The 13,575-nt window shown below is 62.4% G+C and carries 12 protein-coding genes; 6 read left to right on the top strand and 6 right to left on the bottom strand.

Features of this window, described 5'->3' with window-relative positions; all coding sequences use genetic code 11:
* The first annotated feature begins 14 nt into the window (after nt 1–14).
* From ACFSNN_RS17865 to ACFSNN_RS17885, 5 genes are all read left to right on the top strand, one after another.
* Entirely contained in the window at nt 15–1,103 is a 1,089-nt protein-coding gene (locus tag ACFSNN_RS17865) for an ABC transporter ATP-binding protein (RefSeq protein WP_134462561.1), read from the top strand.
* A gap of 12 nt (nt 1,104–1,115) precedes the next feature.
* Nucleotides 1,116–1,823: a GntR family transcriptional regulator gene (locus ACFSNN_RS17870; RefSeq protein ID WP_134462563.1), complete on the top strand. Its 708-nt coding sequence runs from the start codon at nt 1,116–1,118 to the stop codon at nt 1,821–1,823.
* A 97-nt stretch (nt 1,824–1,920) separates the two neighbouring features.
* Entirely contained in the window at nt 1,921–3,381 is a 1,461-nt protein-coding gene (gene gabD / locus ACFSNN_RS17875; RefSeq protein WP_134462565.1) for an NADP-dependent succinate-semialdehyde dehydrogenase, read from the top strand.
* Between the two features lie 93 nt (nt 3,382–3,474).
* Nucleotides 3,475–4,794: an MFS transporter gene (locus ACFSNN_RS17880; RefSeq protein WP_208949561.1), complete on the top strand. Its 1,320-nt coding sequence runs from the start codon at nt 3,475–3,477 to the stop codon at nt 4,792–4,794.
* Nucleotides 4,795–4,822: 28 nt separating this feature from the next.
* Nucleotides 4,823–6,397, top strand: coding sequence for a methyl-accepting chemotaxis protein (locus tag ACFSNN_RS17885; protein ID WP_208949562.1), 1,575 nt, complete (start codon nt 4,823–4,825; stop codon nt 6,395–6,397).
* A 72-nt stretch (nt 6,398–6,469) separates the two neighbouring features.
* On the opposite strand, the gene ACFSNN_RS17890 is transcribed toward ACFSNN_RS17885, so the two are convergent.
* The 6 genes from ACFSNN_RS17890 to ACFSNN_RS17915 all read right to left on the bottom strand — a co-directional run bounded on the left by ACFSNN_RS17890 (nt 6,470) and on the right by ACFSNN_RS17915 (nt 12,849).
* Nucleotides 6,470–7,885 carry a purine-cytosine permease family protein gene (locus ACFSNN_RS17890; protein ID WP_244322918.1) on the bottom strand — a complete coding sequence of 472 codons (1,416 nt, stop codon included), beginning with the start codon at nt 7,883–7,885 and terminating at the stop codon, nt 6,470–6,472.
* 105 nt (nt 7,886–7,990) lie between these two features.
* Nucleotides 7,991–9,460, bottom strand: coding sequence for an aldehyde dehydrogenase (locus ACFSNN_RS17895; protein ID WP_134462569.1), 1,470 nt, complete (start codon nt 9,458–9,460; stop codon nt 7,991–7,993).
* 12 nt (nt 9,461–9,472) lie between these two features.
* Nucleotides 9,473–10,510, bottom strand: a complete 1,038-nt coding sequence (locus ACFSNN_RS17900; protein ID WP_134462571.1) for an LLM class flavin-dependent oxidoreductase — start codon at nt 10,508–10,510, stop codon at nt 9,473–9,475.
* 10 nt (nt 10,511–10,520) lie between these two features.
* Nucleotides 10,521–11,459, bottom strand: coding sequence for a flavin reductase (locus tag ACFSNN_RS17905; protein ID WP_134462573.1), 939 nt, complete (start codon nt 11,457–11,459; stop codon nt 10,521–10,523).
* Complete coding sequence (locus tag ACFSNN_RS17910; protein ID WP_134462575.1) at nt 11,460–12,278, bottom strand: alpha/beta fold hydrolase; 819 nt, start codon at nt 12,276–12,278, stop codon at nt 11,460–11,462.
* A complete protein-coding gene (locus ACFSNN_RS17915) occupies nt 12,247–12,849 on the bottom strand; it encodes an amino acid synthesis family protein (RefSeq protein WP_134462577.1) in 603 nt (200 codons plus the stop codon). Before ACFSNN_RS17915 ends, ACFSNN_RS17910 begins: the two co-directional genes overlap by 32 nt.
* Nucleotides 12,850–13,045: 196 nt before the next feature.
* On the opposite strand from ACFSNN_RS17915, the gene ACFSNN_RS17920 reads away from it, so the two are divergent.
* A complete protein-coding gene (locus ACFSNN_RS17920) occupies nt 13,046–13,336 on the top strand; it encodes a DUF1330 domain-containing protein (RefSeq protein ID WP_134462579.1) in 291 nt (96 codons plus the stop codon).
* Nucleotides 13,337–13,575: the final 239 nt, after the last annotated feature.

Raw genomic sequence — 13,575 nt, forward strand, 5'->3', positions numbered from 1 at the left:
GAGGTGAATCAGCCATGACATCCGCATTCCTGCAAATCCAGCGCCTGCGCAAGACCTACGACGACGTCGTCGCGATCGATAACGTTTCTCTCGACGTGCGCAAGGGCGAGTTCATGACGTTTCTTGGGCCATCCGGTTCGGGCAAGAGCACGACGCTGTATATCGTGGCGGGCTTTCAGGAACCGACCGAGGGCCGCGTGCTGCTCGACGGCAAGCCGCTGCTTTCGGTTGCGCCGAACAAGCGCCATATCGGCATGGTGTTCCAGCGCTATACGCTGTTTCCGCATCTGACGGTCGGGCAAAACATTGCGTTTCCATTGCGGGTTCGCCGCCTTCGCGAGGCCGACATCACGAAGAAGGTCGAGCAGATGCTCGCACTGGTTCATCTGTCGGAGTTTCGCGACCGGATGCCCGCGCAGTTGTCGGGTGGCCAGCAGCAGCGCGTGGCGATCGCGCGCGCGTTGGCGTATGACCCGCCCGTGCTGCTGATGGACGAACCGCTCTCCGCGCTCGACAAGAAGCTGCGCGAGGAAATCCAGCTCGAACTGCGCCGCATTCACCAGGAAACGGGCGTTACGATCCTCTATGTGACGCACGACCAGGAAGAGGCGTTGCGTCTTTCCGATCGCATCGCCGTGTTCAACAAGGGCTGTATCGAACAATGCGGAACCGGTGAAGAGCTGTATGCCAATCCGTCATCGCGCTTCGTCGCCAACTTCATCGGCAATTCGAATTTTCTGCCGGTGCGCATCACGGCGCGCGATGCCGCCCAGGCGAGCGCCGTTTTTCCGAGCGGACATCCGGTCACGGCCGCCAGCGATGCAGCGCTTCCCATCGGCGGTGACGGCACGCTGATGGTACGCCCCGAGCAGATCCGCCTTCGGGCCGCCGAGGCGGAGAAAAGCGCCGCAGGCTTGCCCGTGAAAGTGCGGGACATCACGTATCTCGGCGACGCGATGCACTATTCGGTGATGACGCCGTGGGAACAGGAGATGTCGGTGCGGATGCCCGCCGGCGATCATCGGGACAGCGGGATCGTCATCGGCACGCAGGCTTGGGTCCAGTGGGACTCGCGCGACGTGCGGCTGTTCGCGCAGGCTTGACCGGACATAGCGATGGACGAACCGACATCGTCATTGAAAGTCGAGCGCCGCACGACGACGCTCCGAGAGCTCGCACTCGAGAAAATGCGCAGCGCGATTCTCGACGCGCGCTTCCAGCCGGGCGACCGGCTGGTCGAGCGGACGCTATGTGCCGAACTCGGCGTGAGCCGCACCGTCGTGCGCGAGGTACTGCGCCATCTGGAGACGGAAGGGCTCGTCGATACCCTGCCGAATCAGGGGCCCATCGTCGCCGTGCTCGATCTGGATACGGCAATCGAAATCTACGAAATCCGCGGCCTGCTGGAGGGCGAGGCGGCGTCAGCCTGTGCCCGGCACGCCGACGCACAGACGATCGACGAACTGGAGGCGTTGATCGATCGCATCGAACGCGCTTTTCATGAGCAGGACTATCGCGAGGTGCGGGCGCTCACAACGGCCTTTTACGAGCGCATGTTCACGGCGGGGCACAAACACGTCGCGTGGGAAATCGTGCAGTCGCTGACGGCAAGAATCAACCGTCTGCGAGCGTTGACGATCTCATCCAACGACCGGGGCAGCCAGGCGGTCATGGAAATGCGTCAGGTTCTGGACGCGATAAGGGCGAGGGACGAAATCGCCGCACGCAGCGCCGCCATCAACCACATCCGCCGCGTGCTCGAAATCGCGCAGAACCTGCTGCTCGACGGACAGGAACAGCTACTCCTGAAACTCGCGGGCTGATGCAGGTTGCGTCCGCGCATTGCGCAGGAGCGCGGCATCGAGCGTCCGGCTGGCATCGCATTGCACGACATTTTTTGTCACTCTTGTAGGAAGGACTATGGAATTGGGAACCCGGTTGAAGGATCCGCTGCTGCTTCGGCAACAGGCTTATGTCAACGGAGAATGGCAGGACGCGCTGAGCGCGGAGACGTTCGAGGTGTGCGATCCCGCGACGGGCACGATCGTCGGCAACGTTCCTTTGATGGGCGCCGTGGAAACGCGTCAGGCGATCGACGCGGCAAACGCGGCATGGCCCGCGTGGCGCAAGAAAACCGCGAAGGAGCGCAGTGCGATTTTGCGCAAGTGGCACGATCTGATGCTGGAAAACGCCGACGATCTCGCGCTGATCCTGTCGACCGAGCAAGGCAAGTCGCTTGCCGAGTCGAAAGGTGAAATCGGCTATGCAGCGTCCTTCTTCGAATGGTTTGCCGAAGAGGGCAAGCGCGTTTACGGCGACACGATTCCGACGCCCGCGACCGACAAGCGCATCGTCGTGGCGAAGGAACCGATCGGTGTGTGTGCCGCCATCACGCCCTGGAACTTTCCGGCCGCGATGATCACGCGCAAGGTTGGCCCCGCGCTTGCAGCGGGCTGCACGATCGTCGTCAAGCCCGCCGAGGCGACCCCGTTCTCCGCCTTGGCGCTGGCGGTGCTGGCTGAACGCGCGGGCGTGCCGGCTGGCGTTTTCAGCGTGCTGACGGGCGACCCGAAAGCGATCGGCGGCGAGCTGACTTCGAATCCTGTCGTGCGCAAACTGTCGTTCACGGGGTCGACCCAGGTAGGCCGCGTGCTGATGAGCCAGTGCGCCGCGACAGTCAAGAAAGTGTCGCTCGAACTCGGCGGCAATGCGCCGTTCATTGTGTTCGACGACGCCGATATCGATGCGGCCGTGCAAGGCGCAATCGCATCGAAGTATCGCAACAGCGGGCAAACGTGCGTTTGCACGAACCGCTTCTATGTACACGACGCCGTATATGACCAGTTCGCGGAAAAGCTTGCTGCCGCTGTCAGCCGTCTGAAGGTCGGACGCGGCACCGAGCCCGATGTCACGCAAGGCCCTCTGATCAACGAGGCGGCCGTGCAGAAGGTCGAAGCGCATATCGCCGATGCGCTTTCGAAAGGGGCGTCCGTCGTCGCGGGCGGCAAACGCCATGCGCTCGGCCACGGCTTTTTCGAACCGACGGTGCTTCGGGACGTGACGCCGGCGATGACAGTCGCGAAGGACGAAACGTTCGGCCCGCTCGCGCCGCTTTTCAGATTCAGCAGTGACGACGAAGTGATCCGCTTCGCCAACGACACCGAGTTCGGCCTCGCCGCGTACTTCTACAGCCGCGACTTCGCACGCGTCTGGAAGGTCGCGGAAGCACTGGAGTACGGCATGGTCGGCGTGAACACGGGGCTCATCTCGAACGAGGTCGCGCCGTTCGGTGGCGTGAAGCAATCGGGCATGGGACGCGAAGGCTCGCACTATGGCATCGACGACTACGTCGTCATCAAGTATCTGTGCATGGCGGTTTGACCTGACATCGCGCAGTGCAAAAGGGGACGCTCGAATATGAGTACGTGGTCATCTGGAAACGATGAAAGAGGCGCGCCCCGTTTGCACGGCGCGGTGTCGAATCAGACTGAAGCCGGCTCGGTGAACATACCGTTGCCGGTGACGATACGCGTCGTCGCGATCTGTCTGGCGATGATCCTCGCCGAAGGTTACGACGTTGCGATTTACGGTGCCGTGCTGCCCATGCTGACGCATGGCACGAACTGGTCGCTCTCGTCATTCCAGCTGGGCGCAATCGCGAGCTGCTCGCTGGCGGGGATGATGATCGGCGCGATGTTTGCCGGTACGGTAAGCGACCTGATTGGCCGGCGCCGGGTGTTGCTCGGCAGCGTGGCGCTGTTCTCGGCGATGATGGGCGCCGCCGCGCTCGCGCCGACGCCCATGGCATTTGTCGTCGCGCGTGTCATTGGCGGCTTGGGGCTGGGTGGCGTCGTGCCGACGGCCGCGGCGCTGACCGTCGAATACTCTCCACCGCATCGCCGCTCGTTCAACTACGCGTTGATTTACACCGGCTATTCGCTCGGCGGCATTCTCGTCGCGCTGCTCGCGATTGCCTGGCTCCCCACGCACGGCTGGCGATGGCTGTTCGGTCTCGGCGCGCTCCCTCTGCTGCTCGTGTTCGCGGTAGGTCGCTCCTTGCCGGAGTCGCTCGATTTCCTGATCGCGCGCAAACGCTTTTCCGAGGCGCGGTCGCTGGCGCACGCGCTGCGAATTCGCCACGCAGCGCTCGAGGGCGAACCCGAAGAACAACAGCGTGATATTCGACAACCGGCTCACGCGCCGGTGCGTTCGCTGTTCGATCGTGACTTCGTCTTCGCCACGCTGGCATTCTGGCTCGCGATGTTCATGGGCCTGCTCCTGCTGTACGGCCTGAGCACGTGGCTGCCGCAACTGATGCGCCGGGCGGGCTATCCGCTCGGGTCCAGCCTCGCGCTCCTCATGACGCTCAATCTTGCCGCCGCGGTGGGCTCGCTCTTCGGCGGCGCGTTAGCGGACCGTGTCGGTTCGAAGCGTGTGGTCAGCGCGCTTTACCTGCTGGCGGGTGCCAGCCTGTGTGCATTGCCGGTGGCGCATGACGTGGTGCTCACGTATGTGCTGGTCGGTATCGCGGGCGTCGGCGCGATCGGCAACACGATGCTGCTGGGCGCGTACATCACGCGGTATTACCCGCCGCGCAATCGTGCGACGGGAATCGGCTGGGCGCTCGGCATCGGGCGCTTCGGAGCGATCGCAGGACCCTTGATCGGTGGCGTTTTGGCGCAGCGGGGCGTTTCGCTTGCGTGGAACTTTTATGTGTTTGCCGCGGCGGGGCTCGCGGCGGCCATTGCTGTATTGATGGTGCCGCGCCAACGCGCGGGCCTTTCTCCGGATTGATCTACAACCATAATCTGCACGCTTCAACATGAAAACCATAAAAGACCTGCCCATCGGGAACAAGATTTCAGTCGCGTTTTCAAGCGCGATTTTTGCTTTTATCGTCAGCACATGCATCTGTCTTTACAGCGTCCGGGCCATCGACCAGAAGCAGAAAGAGATCGAAGCATCGGAGCAGATCTTGCTGCTGTTGAAGGACGGCACGGGCGACTATCTGAACATCATCTGGGCGGTGCTGGCGAACAACCTGAACGGGAAGGCCTCGCATGGGCAATGGATCGTCGATCACCGGAGCGACTTCGACAGGAAGCTGACGAAGATCGGCCAAATGGATGCGACACCCGAGGGCACGTCACTGGCCCGGGAAGGCCAGCAGGCATACGATGCGTGGCTAAAAGCAGTCGTCGACCCGCTGGTGGATATGCGCAGGAAGGTGGACGCCTTCTCGGTGGGCGTGGCCGATCTCTCTGCGTTGACCGAGAGCTTCGGTTCGTATCTGGGAACCGAAAAGCTGATTGCGGCGGTTGGAAAGCTGGAAAGCTACGAACAACAGCGCATGCTGGCGAATCGTGCACAACTCGATACCTTGCGCACGTCGATTTACGTCAGCGTGCTCAGCGCGTCGCTGATCGCCGTGCTCGCGTCGATTCTCGCGGGGCGATGGCTGTCTCGCTCCATTTCGCGGCCGTTGAAAGAGGCCGTGTCGGTGGCAAGCTGCGTCGCCGATGGCGATCTGACGAACCGCATCGAGGCGACATCGGCGGACGAAACGGGGCAACTGATGCTCGCGATGAAGACGATGAACGAGAGTCTCGCGAGCATCGTGGGCGGCGTCCGCTCCAGCGCTGATCGCATTGCTTCCGCGTCCAGCGAGATCGCCGCCGGCAATCTCGATCTGTCGTCGCGCACCGAAGAGCAGGCGAGCTCGCTGGAGGAGACGGCGGCCAGCATGACGCAGCTGACGGAAACCGTGCGCCAGAATGCGGACAACGCACGGCAGGCGAGCATGCTGGCGACCCGTGCATCCGGCATCGCCGACACCGGCAACGAAGCGGTGCGCGGCATGGTCGAGGTGATCGGCCGCATCAGCGGCAGTTCGGATGAGATCTCCGACATCACCGGCGTGATTGAAGGCATCGCTTTCCAGACCAACATCCTGGCCCTGAATGCGGCCGTCGAAGCTGCGCGGGCTGGCGATCAGGGCCGCGGTTTCGCCGTCGTGGCGAACGAGGTGCGCGCGCTCGCGCAGCGCTCGGCAACGGCGGCGCGCGAAATCAAGGAACTCATCGGCACGTCGGTGGAGACGATCCAGAGCGGGGCGCGACAGGCGCAAGACGCAGGCAGCACGATGACGGAAGTGAAGCTCGCGATCAAACAGGTGGCCGACATCGTGAGCGAGATCGCAGCGGCATCCGACGAACAGAGCCGGGGCATCGAGCAGGTGAATCAGGCCGTGAATCTGATGGACAAGGTCACGCAGCAGAACGCGGCGCTTGTCGAGCAGGCTGCCGCGGCGGCACAGTCGCTTGAGGACCACGCGAAGGATCTGAAACACGCCGTGTCGGTGTTCGTCGTCGCGGAGCGGGTCGAGCAACGCGCATAATCCGCGGCGTCGAACTTCAGCCGGCGCGTCTCGACGACGAGCCGGCTGAAGTTCGCGACGGGACGGCCGCGCTTACTCGGAAGCCGTGGCGCCGGCCGGAGAGCGGCGCGGAGCGCGCGAGCGATCGTTCGACGAGAGCAGGTAATACGCCAGCGCCGTCGCAACGAGACCGGCCATCCACGACACGTCGGCGCCGCCGAGAATCGAAGCCAGCGGGCCGTGAAAGAAGCTCTCTTCCATGAACGGCACCTGAATCGCGATGCCGAAGACGTACAGCGCGATCGCCTTGGCGTTGAACGAGCCGTACACGCCGCCGTTGCTGCTGACGATTTCCGCAACGTGATAGTGCCGGTTGCTGACGAGATAGAAGTCGACGAGGTTGATCGCAATCCACGGCGCAAGCACGATGCGCATCGCGAAAATCGCATTGAGGAAGAGCGCGATGAAGTTGCTCGACGCCCACAACGCGGTAGCGGTGGAAGCCACCAGCACGACCGTCGAGACCACGACACGAATCTTGCGGCCGGGCACCCAGTGCGGACGGAACGTTTGCGCGGCGGTGATGAACGACAGCACGGCGCCGTACAGATTCATGCCGTTATGGCCGATGATGTTGACGAGGAAGAGGAAAATCAGCACATAGCCGAACAGGCCCGTTTGTGTGCGAATCGCCTGCATTGCGTCGGTGGCCTGCCCGGTACTCACGGCCACGACGCCGAACACGAACGCGAAAATCGTCCCCAGTGAGGTGCCGAAATAGGTAAACGCAAACGTTCTGGCGAAGCCCGTGGATGTTGGCAGATAGCGCGAATAGTCGGATGTGTACGGCGCGAAACTGATTTGCCACACCGCGCAGAGTCCGAACATCGCAAACCAGCCTGAAAGGTCGAAGTGACCCCGCTGAAGCACGTGGGCGTCGACGCCCGGCGCCATCAGGATCAGGCCGATCAGGAGCGCGCCGCCCATGAACCACGCGCCGACCTTGTTGAAGCGATGGATGAAGTGATAGCCGATCACGCCGACCAGCGTCGCCAGAATCGCGCCAAGCACCGTCGCGATGTGAACGGGCACGACCGGAATAGCCGCGTTGAGCGTCTTGCCCGCGAGAATGATGTTCGAGACGAAGAACCCGAGGTAGATCAGCGTGGTAAAACCCACTACGAGTAGCGATCCATAGCGGCCGAATTGCGCGCGGCTCTGGATCATTTGCGGAACACCAACGAGCGGTCCCTGCGCGGAGGTGAGGGCGTGAAAAATGGCGCCGAAGAACTGCCCCGCCACAATGGCGAGAATGGCGCTGATCAGATCCAGATGAAAGACCAGTACGGAGGTGGCGCCGGAAATAACCGCGAGCGGCGCGACATTCGTGCAGAACCACAGTGTGAAAAGATCGGCGGGCTTACCGTGCCGGTTCTCAGGGGAAACATACTCGATCGAGTTGCTTTCGATGGTCAGAACGCTGTTGTCGTTCGACGGGTTTGTCATCATGTCTCCATCTTTATTGCCAGGCTGCGCCGCGTCACGTTCGTTACGGGCGTGACGAAGCACAGCCTTTACGGCCTTGAATCGATACTGCAATGAACACGCGCTCGTTTAGCGCATCACGAACGGATCGCTGATCGGTTCGTCCGACGTGCGAAGCCACACGGACTTCGTCGTCGTGTATTCGAGCGCAGCGCTGAATCCGCCTTCGCGGCCATGCCCCGATAATCCGAAGCCGCCGAACGGCACGAGCGGCGACACCGCCCGATAAGTGTTGATCCAGACGATGCCCGACTGGACGCGCTTCGAAACGCGATGGGCTCGCGTGAGATTGGTGGTGAAAATCCCGGCTGCGAGACCGTAAGCCGTGCTGTTCGCCTTGTCGATCGCTTCCTGTTCGGTTGCGAAGGTATCGACCGACAGCACCGGCCCGAAGAGTTCCGTCGTGATGCTGTCCGCGTTCGCGACGCCCGTACAATCGAGAATCGTGGGCGCGTAGTAGTAGCCGGCTCTTTCGAGCGCCTTCCCGCCTGCGAGCACTTTCGCGCCCTGACGCACGGAGCTTTCCACGACGGACTCGATGTGCCGGCGTTGACGCTCCGTGCACAGCGGACCGTATTCCGTCTCCATCTCGCCCGGCAAGCCGACGCGAATGCGCGAGACGCGCTCCACCAGCAACGCAAGGAACCGATCCTTCACCGACGCCTCGACCAGCAGCCGCGAACCGGCGACGCAGCTCTGGCCACTCGCGGCGAAGATGGCGGCGACCTGCGCATTGACCGCGCTCTGGATATCGGTATCGGCGAAAACGATGAACGGCGACTTGCCGCCCAGTTCCAGCGAAACCTTGGCGAGATTGTTCGACGTGTTCCTGACGATATGCCGCGCGGTGTCGGGACCGCCCGTGAACGCGACCTTGTCCACGTCGGGATGGCTGCTCAACACCGCGCCGCATTCCGGGCCGAAACCGGTGATGACGTTCACGACGCCCGCCGGAAATCCCGCTTCATGCACGAGCCGGGCGAATTCGAGCAGCGGTCCGGGCGCTTCCTCGGACGCCTTGAGCACGACCGTGCAACCGGCAGCGAGCGCCGGGCCGAGCTTCACGGCGGAGAGGAACAACTGGCTATTCCACGGAACGATGGCAGCCACCACGCCCACGGGTTGCCGGTCGAGCCAGACCTGCATGTCGGGCTTGTCGACGGGGACGTGGCTGCCTTCGATCTTGTCGGCTATACCGGCGTAATAGCGGTAGTACTCCGCGACATAGGCGATCTGGCTCGACGTCTCGCGGATGATCTTGCCCGTATCGCGAGTTTCGATTTCAGCGAGCCGCGGCGCAGCTTTCTCGAGAAGATCCGCGAGCTTGTAGAGCAACTTTCCTCGCGCCGATGCGGTCAGACCGGCCCACGCGGCGTCGCTGAGCGCGCGGCTGGCCGCCGCCACGGCGCGGTTCACTTCGTCCGTGCGGGCTTCGGGCATCAGCGCCCAGACCTGCCCGGTGGCCGGATCCACGCTGCCAAACGTTGCGGCACCTGGCTCGAACTGACCGTCGATATACAGCTGAAAATCAAAACTCATGGAATCAGAACCTCACTTAAAGGCAGGCATCACGTCGTTGATCATCCGTTCGAGCGACGCTTTCTTGCGCTCGAAGCTCATGCCTGTGTCGATCCAGAAGGAGTACTCGTCGAAGCCGAGTGCCTCGTACGCTTTCAGGCGCGCGATCACTTCTTCGGGCGTACCGATGACGTTGTTCTTGCGCATCGCTGCCGGCGTGTAGAACGGGTGAGCTTCGATCTCTTCCTGGCTCAATGTCTTGATCAGACCGCGGCTGACGGGACGCTCGTTCTTGAACCACGCGCCGAAATAGTTGTAGAACACGTTTACTTCGTCGGCGGCCACTTGCGCGTCGCCCTCGCTGCTCGCGACGTAGGTATGACGCAGCAGCATGATCTGCGGACGCGGCACGTCGCTGAACTTCTCGCACGCGGCGTTGAAGTGGCCGACCAGCTTCTCGACTTCCTCATCGCCGAGATGCAGCGGCGTAACCTGCACGTTGCAGCCGTTGGCGACGGCGAATTCGTGGCTGTTCGGATCGCGCGCAGCGACCCAGATGGGCGGATGCGGTTGCTGCAGCGGCATCGGGGAGGACGTCGTCGACGGGAACTTCCAGAATTCACCCTCGTGCGCGTAGTCGCCTTCCCACAGCTTCTTCACTGCGGGGATGAGCTCGCGCATTCTTTGGCCCGCACCCCACGCATCAAGGCCCGGCATCAGGCGCTCGTACTCGAACGAATAGGCGCCGCGCGCGATGCCGAGTTCGAGCCGGCCATTCGTGATGATGTCGGTCATCGCGGCTTCGCCGGCGAGCTTGATGGGGTGCCAGAACGGCGCGATCACCGTGCCCGTGCCAAGTCTGACGTGCTTCGTCTTGCTGGCCAGATCCACGAGATTGAGGAACGGATTGGGCGCGATCGTGAAGTCCATGGCGTGGTGCTCGCCCGTCCAGACGGCATGCATGCCGCCACGGTCCGCGATCTGGCACAACTCGACCATCTCGTCGTAGAGCTGCTTCTGGCTCGTCTGATCGGAGACGCGCTCCATGTGAGCAAAAAGGGAAAAACGCATTGGATACCTTTCAGGAAAGAAGCGGGCGGACCGTGCCCTGACTGTGGTCGCCGTAGTACATGCCGTAGCTCTTCAACTGGCTTTCCTTGCGGTAGCGCTCCAGCATGCTGGCGAGCGCGCCGTCCTGGAACTGGTCCGGCTCGATGTCGTCGAGGCTCACGAACTCGCCCGAGACGGCGGCCTCATCCGGCGCGCTGCAGAGAAACGAAATGTACTGGTAGGAAGTTTCGGTGTTGTTGTAGACCGAATAGATGAAACTGGCCGATGCGTCCGGCTGGTACTTCGTGAAGATATCGGCGAGCGCCTTGTCGGCGCCTTCCGTGCCGATCTGCTTCGAGGGCAGGCCCCACTTGTTGTCCGCGGCGCGCGTCAGCAAGACCTTGTCGTCGCGCGCGATGATCGCGCTGACGATAACCTTCGGACCCGCGATGACTTCGGCGGATACTTTGGCGGGCGTGAAATAGCCGCCACGGTAGTAGCCAAGGCCAGCGTAGCCCGCGGAATGAAATGCCTCGACCTTGCCAATGATGAGCGCGTGATCGCCCGCGTCGATTACCGCGTGCGTCGTGCAGTCGAACCATGCGCTGACGTCGCCGATCAGCGGGTTGCGATTGGCGCTCATCTGCCAGCTCACATCGGCGAAGCGATCATCGCTCGGGCGCGCGAAGGTATTGGACAAATCCTTCTGGCTTTCCGCGAGGATGTTGATCGCGAAATGTCCCGTGGCGGAGAACGTCTGATAGTTGCCCGACGTCTTCGCAACACTGACCAGCAGCAAGGCGGGATCCAGTGAAACGGAAGAAAACGAATTGGCGGTAAAGCCAAGCGGCTGACCATCGTCGCGCGCCGTGGTGACGATCGTGACGCCCGTCATGAAGGCGCCGAACGCGTCGCGCAGTTCGCGGGTATTGATCTGGGCGGGTTGCTGGCTCGTGGGTTGCTCGCTCATCTACGCCTCCGGCTTGACTGTTTCGTGCACCGGCTCGGTTTGTAACCAGGCCCGCAGTGCACAGTTGACTTCCCTGGGAGCGGTCAGGTTGACCATGTGTCGCTCATTTGCGATCACCACGGCATGGCCATTCCGGGCAGCGCCGGCCATCTGCCACGCCATGTCCGGCGTCGAATTCGGGTCGTCCGAACCCGTGAGCACGAGGGCGGGGCAGGCAATCGTGTGCCAGCCGTCGGCGTACACTTCGTCGCCGTTCGCGAAGGCCGTGTACGCCGTGGCGTAACCTTCGAGATCGACGGAGCGCAGCCAGGACTCGACCTTTTGCGCGGCGATGCGTTGCGCTTCCTCCGCATTGAACCAGCGCTTCAGCGGCGTCTCGACATCGATGGCGCCCGAGCGCAGTTCGGCTGCACGTTGCAACACCGCAGCGCGGGCTTGCGCCGTGCGTCGATACACACCGTTCAGAACAGCGACGCGCCGGATCAGATCTGGACGCGTGACGGCCACGCCGGCGGCAATCAGCGAACCCATCGAATGGCCCGCGAGATTGACGGGACCGGCGTCGAGCGCTTCGATGAACTCGATCGCCCAATCCACGAAATCCTGCAATCCGGCGTTCGCGTCCAGAGCAGTGCTCTTGCCGTGGCCCGGCATGTCGACGGAAATCACCCTGAAGTCGGACGACAGTTCATCGATCTGCGGATACCAGGCCTCCGCCTGCATGCCCACGCCGTGAATGAGAACCAGCGGCTCGCCGGTTCCCCGTTCGAGATAGTGCGCGACGCGCTTATTTGACAGCGGCAGGGTTATTGGCGTCATTTCCGAGCTCTGCGAGATCTTTGTAGCGGTCGCCAATGCGGTGATGCGGGCGGCCGCCCGTTGCGCCACCGATTGCGATGACGAGTTCATCGGCTGCGGGCGCGTCGGGGATCGCGAATTGCAGCGTCAGGTAGTGGGAACGGCGGCCTTCGTCGTTCTTGTCCATCATCGGAATCAGGAGTGGGGCATTCGCTGGTCCGCGCGTGTTGTTGAACGCGAGATAGGACTTCGCGCCGACCGCGGAACGATAGATGTTGCCGAAATGGAGCGTGTGGATCAGCGCGGACGCATGCTCGAGTTCGCCGTCGACGCCGACGATCGCGCACTTGCCGAATGCCTCGACCGCTTCGCCCGACCCGGCTTCGTCCAGGATGAGCTTGGTCAGGTGCTCGCTCAGTTGCGGCCCGAGTTCGCGGATTTCCGGCGACAGGTCTTCGACGAATCCGCGGCCTGCCCACGGGTTCTTGATGACGGCGGCCGCGCCGATCATTTTCAGCGGCTTGGCCGCTGCTTTGGCTCCGTCCACGAAGATGTGCTCGACATGAAGGATGGATTTGCGAATCAGGCTCATTGCAACTTCCCAAGTTCGGTTAATGATGGGAGAATTTTGGTATGCCATGATACGGCGTACCATGCGTATTAACCCTTAGGGTGAGTCTAGAGGCCCGTGAAACGGGGCCGGCAGCGGAATTTGGTGCATGGCGGCCCCCGCGTCGAATCCTCGACGGACCGGCCGTCGGTCGATGAACATGCAAAGGAGGATAGAAATGACTGCTTACTGGATTGCCCACGTCACCGTGCTTGATCCTGTGAAATACAAGGACTACACGGACATCGCGCCGCTGGCGTTCAAGAAATTTGGCGCGGTTTTTCTGGCGCGCGGAGGCGTGTCGGAAACGCTCGAAGGGGCATCGGCTGAGCGCCACGTGGTGATCCAGTTCAAGGACCTGCAAACTGCGCTGGATTGTTATAACTCGTCCGAATATCAGTCGGCCAAGCTCAAGCGGGACGGGCATTGCGTCGCGCAGGTGGTGGTCGTCGAGGGATGCAACGCCTGATTCCGGTTGCACGGCAATCGTGTCCAGGACAATTGGACTGCGATCGGCGGCGGTACGTGAAAAGCGTTCGGCAATTCCCGTGGCCGATCCCGTCTGCTCTGGCCTGGACGCTCGAACGGTATCGCCAACTATTCACGGACGGCAGTTCTCTCGCCGCCGGGTATGGGGTCGCGTCCGCCCGTCTTGCCACCGCTTCCAGGCGCAATGTGCACGCAGGCATGGATGCCTGGTTAATCTGC

This window comes from Paraburkholderia dipogonis (genome assembly GCF_042680985.1).
Classification (GTDB): domain Bacteria; phylum Pseudomonadota; class Gammaproteobacteria; order Burkholderiales; family Burkholderiaceae; genus Paraburkholderia; species Paraburkholderia phytofirmans.

Excerpts from the sequence above, each read along its gene's own strand:
- ACFSNN_RS17865 (WP_134462561.1), top strand. The coding sequence starts at position 15 with ATGACATCCGCATTCCTGCAAATCCAGCGCCTGCGCAAGACCTACGAC.
- ACFSNN_RS17870 (WP_134462563.1), top strand. The coding sequence starts at position 1,116 with ATGGACGAACCGACATCGTCATTGAAAGTCGAGCGCCGCACGACGACG.
- gabD (WP_134462565.1), top strand. The coding sequence starts at position 1,921 with ATGGAATTGGGAACCCGGTTGAAGGATCCGCTGCTGCTTCGGCAACAG.
- ACFSNN_RS17885 (WP_208949562.1), top strand. The coding sequence starts at position 4,823 with ATGAAAACCATAAAAGACCTGCCCATCGGGAACAAGATTTCAGTCGCG.
- ACFSNN_RS17890 (WP_244322918.1), bottom strand. The coding sequence starts at position 7,885 with ATGATGACAAACCCGTCGAACGACAACAGCGTTCTGACCATCGAAAGC.
- ACFSNN_RS17895 (WP_134462569.1), bottom strand. The coding sequence starts at position 9,460 with ATGAGTTTTGATTTTCAGCTGTATATCGACGGTCAGTTCGAGCCAGGT.
- ACFSNN_RS17900 (WP_134462571.1), bottom strand. The coding sequence starts at position 10,510 with ATGCGTTTTTCCCTTTTTGCTCACATGGAGCGCGTCTCCGATCAGACG.
- ACFSNN_RS17905 (WP_134462573.1), bottom strand. The coding sequence starts at position 11,459 with ATGAGCGAGCAACCCACGAGCCAGCAACCCGCCCAGATCAATACCCGC.
- ACFSNN_RS17910 (WP_134462575.1), bottom strand. The coding sequence starts at position 12,278 with ATGACGCCAATAACCCTGCCGCTGTCAAATAAGCGCGTCGCGCACTAT.
- ACFSNN_RS17915 (WP_134462577.1), bottom strand. The coding sequence starts at position 12,849 with ATGAGCCTGATTCGCAAATCCATCCTTCATGTCGAGCACATCTTCGTG.
- ACFSNN_RS17920 (WP_134462579.1), top strand. The coding sequence starts at position 13,046 with ATGACTGCTTACTGGATTGCCCACGTCACCGTGCTTGATCCTGTGAAA.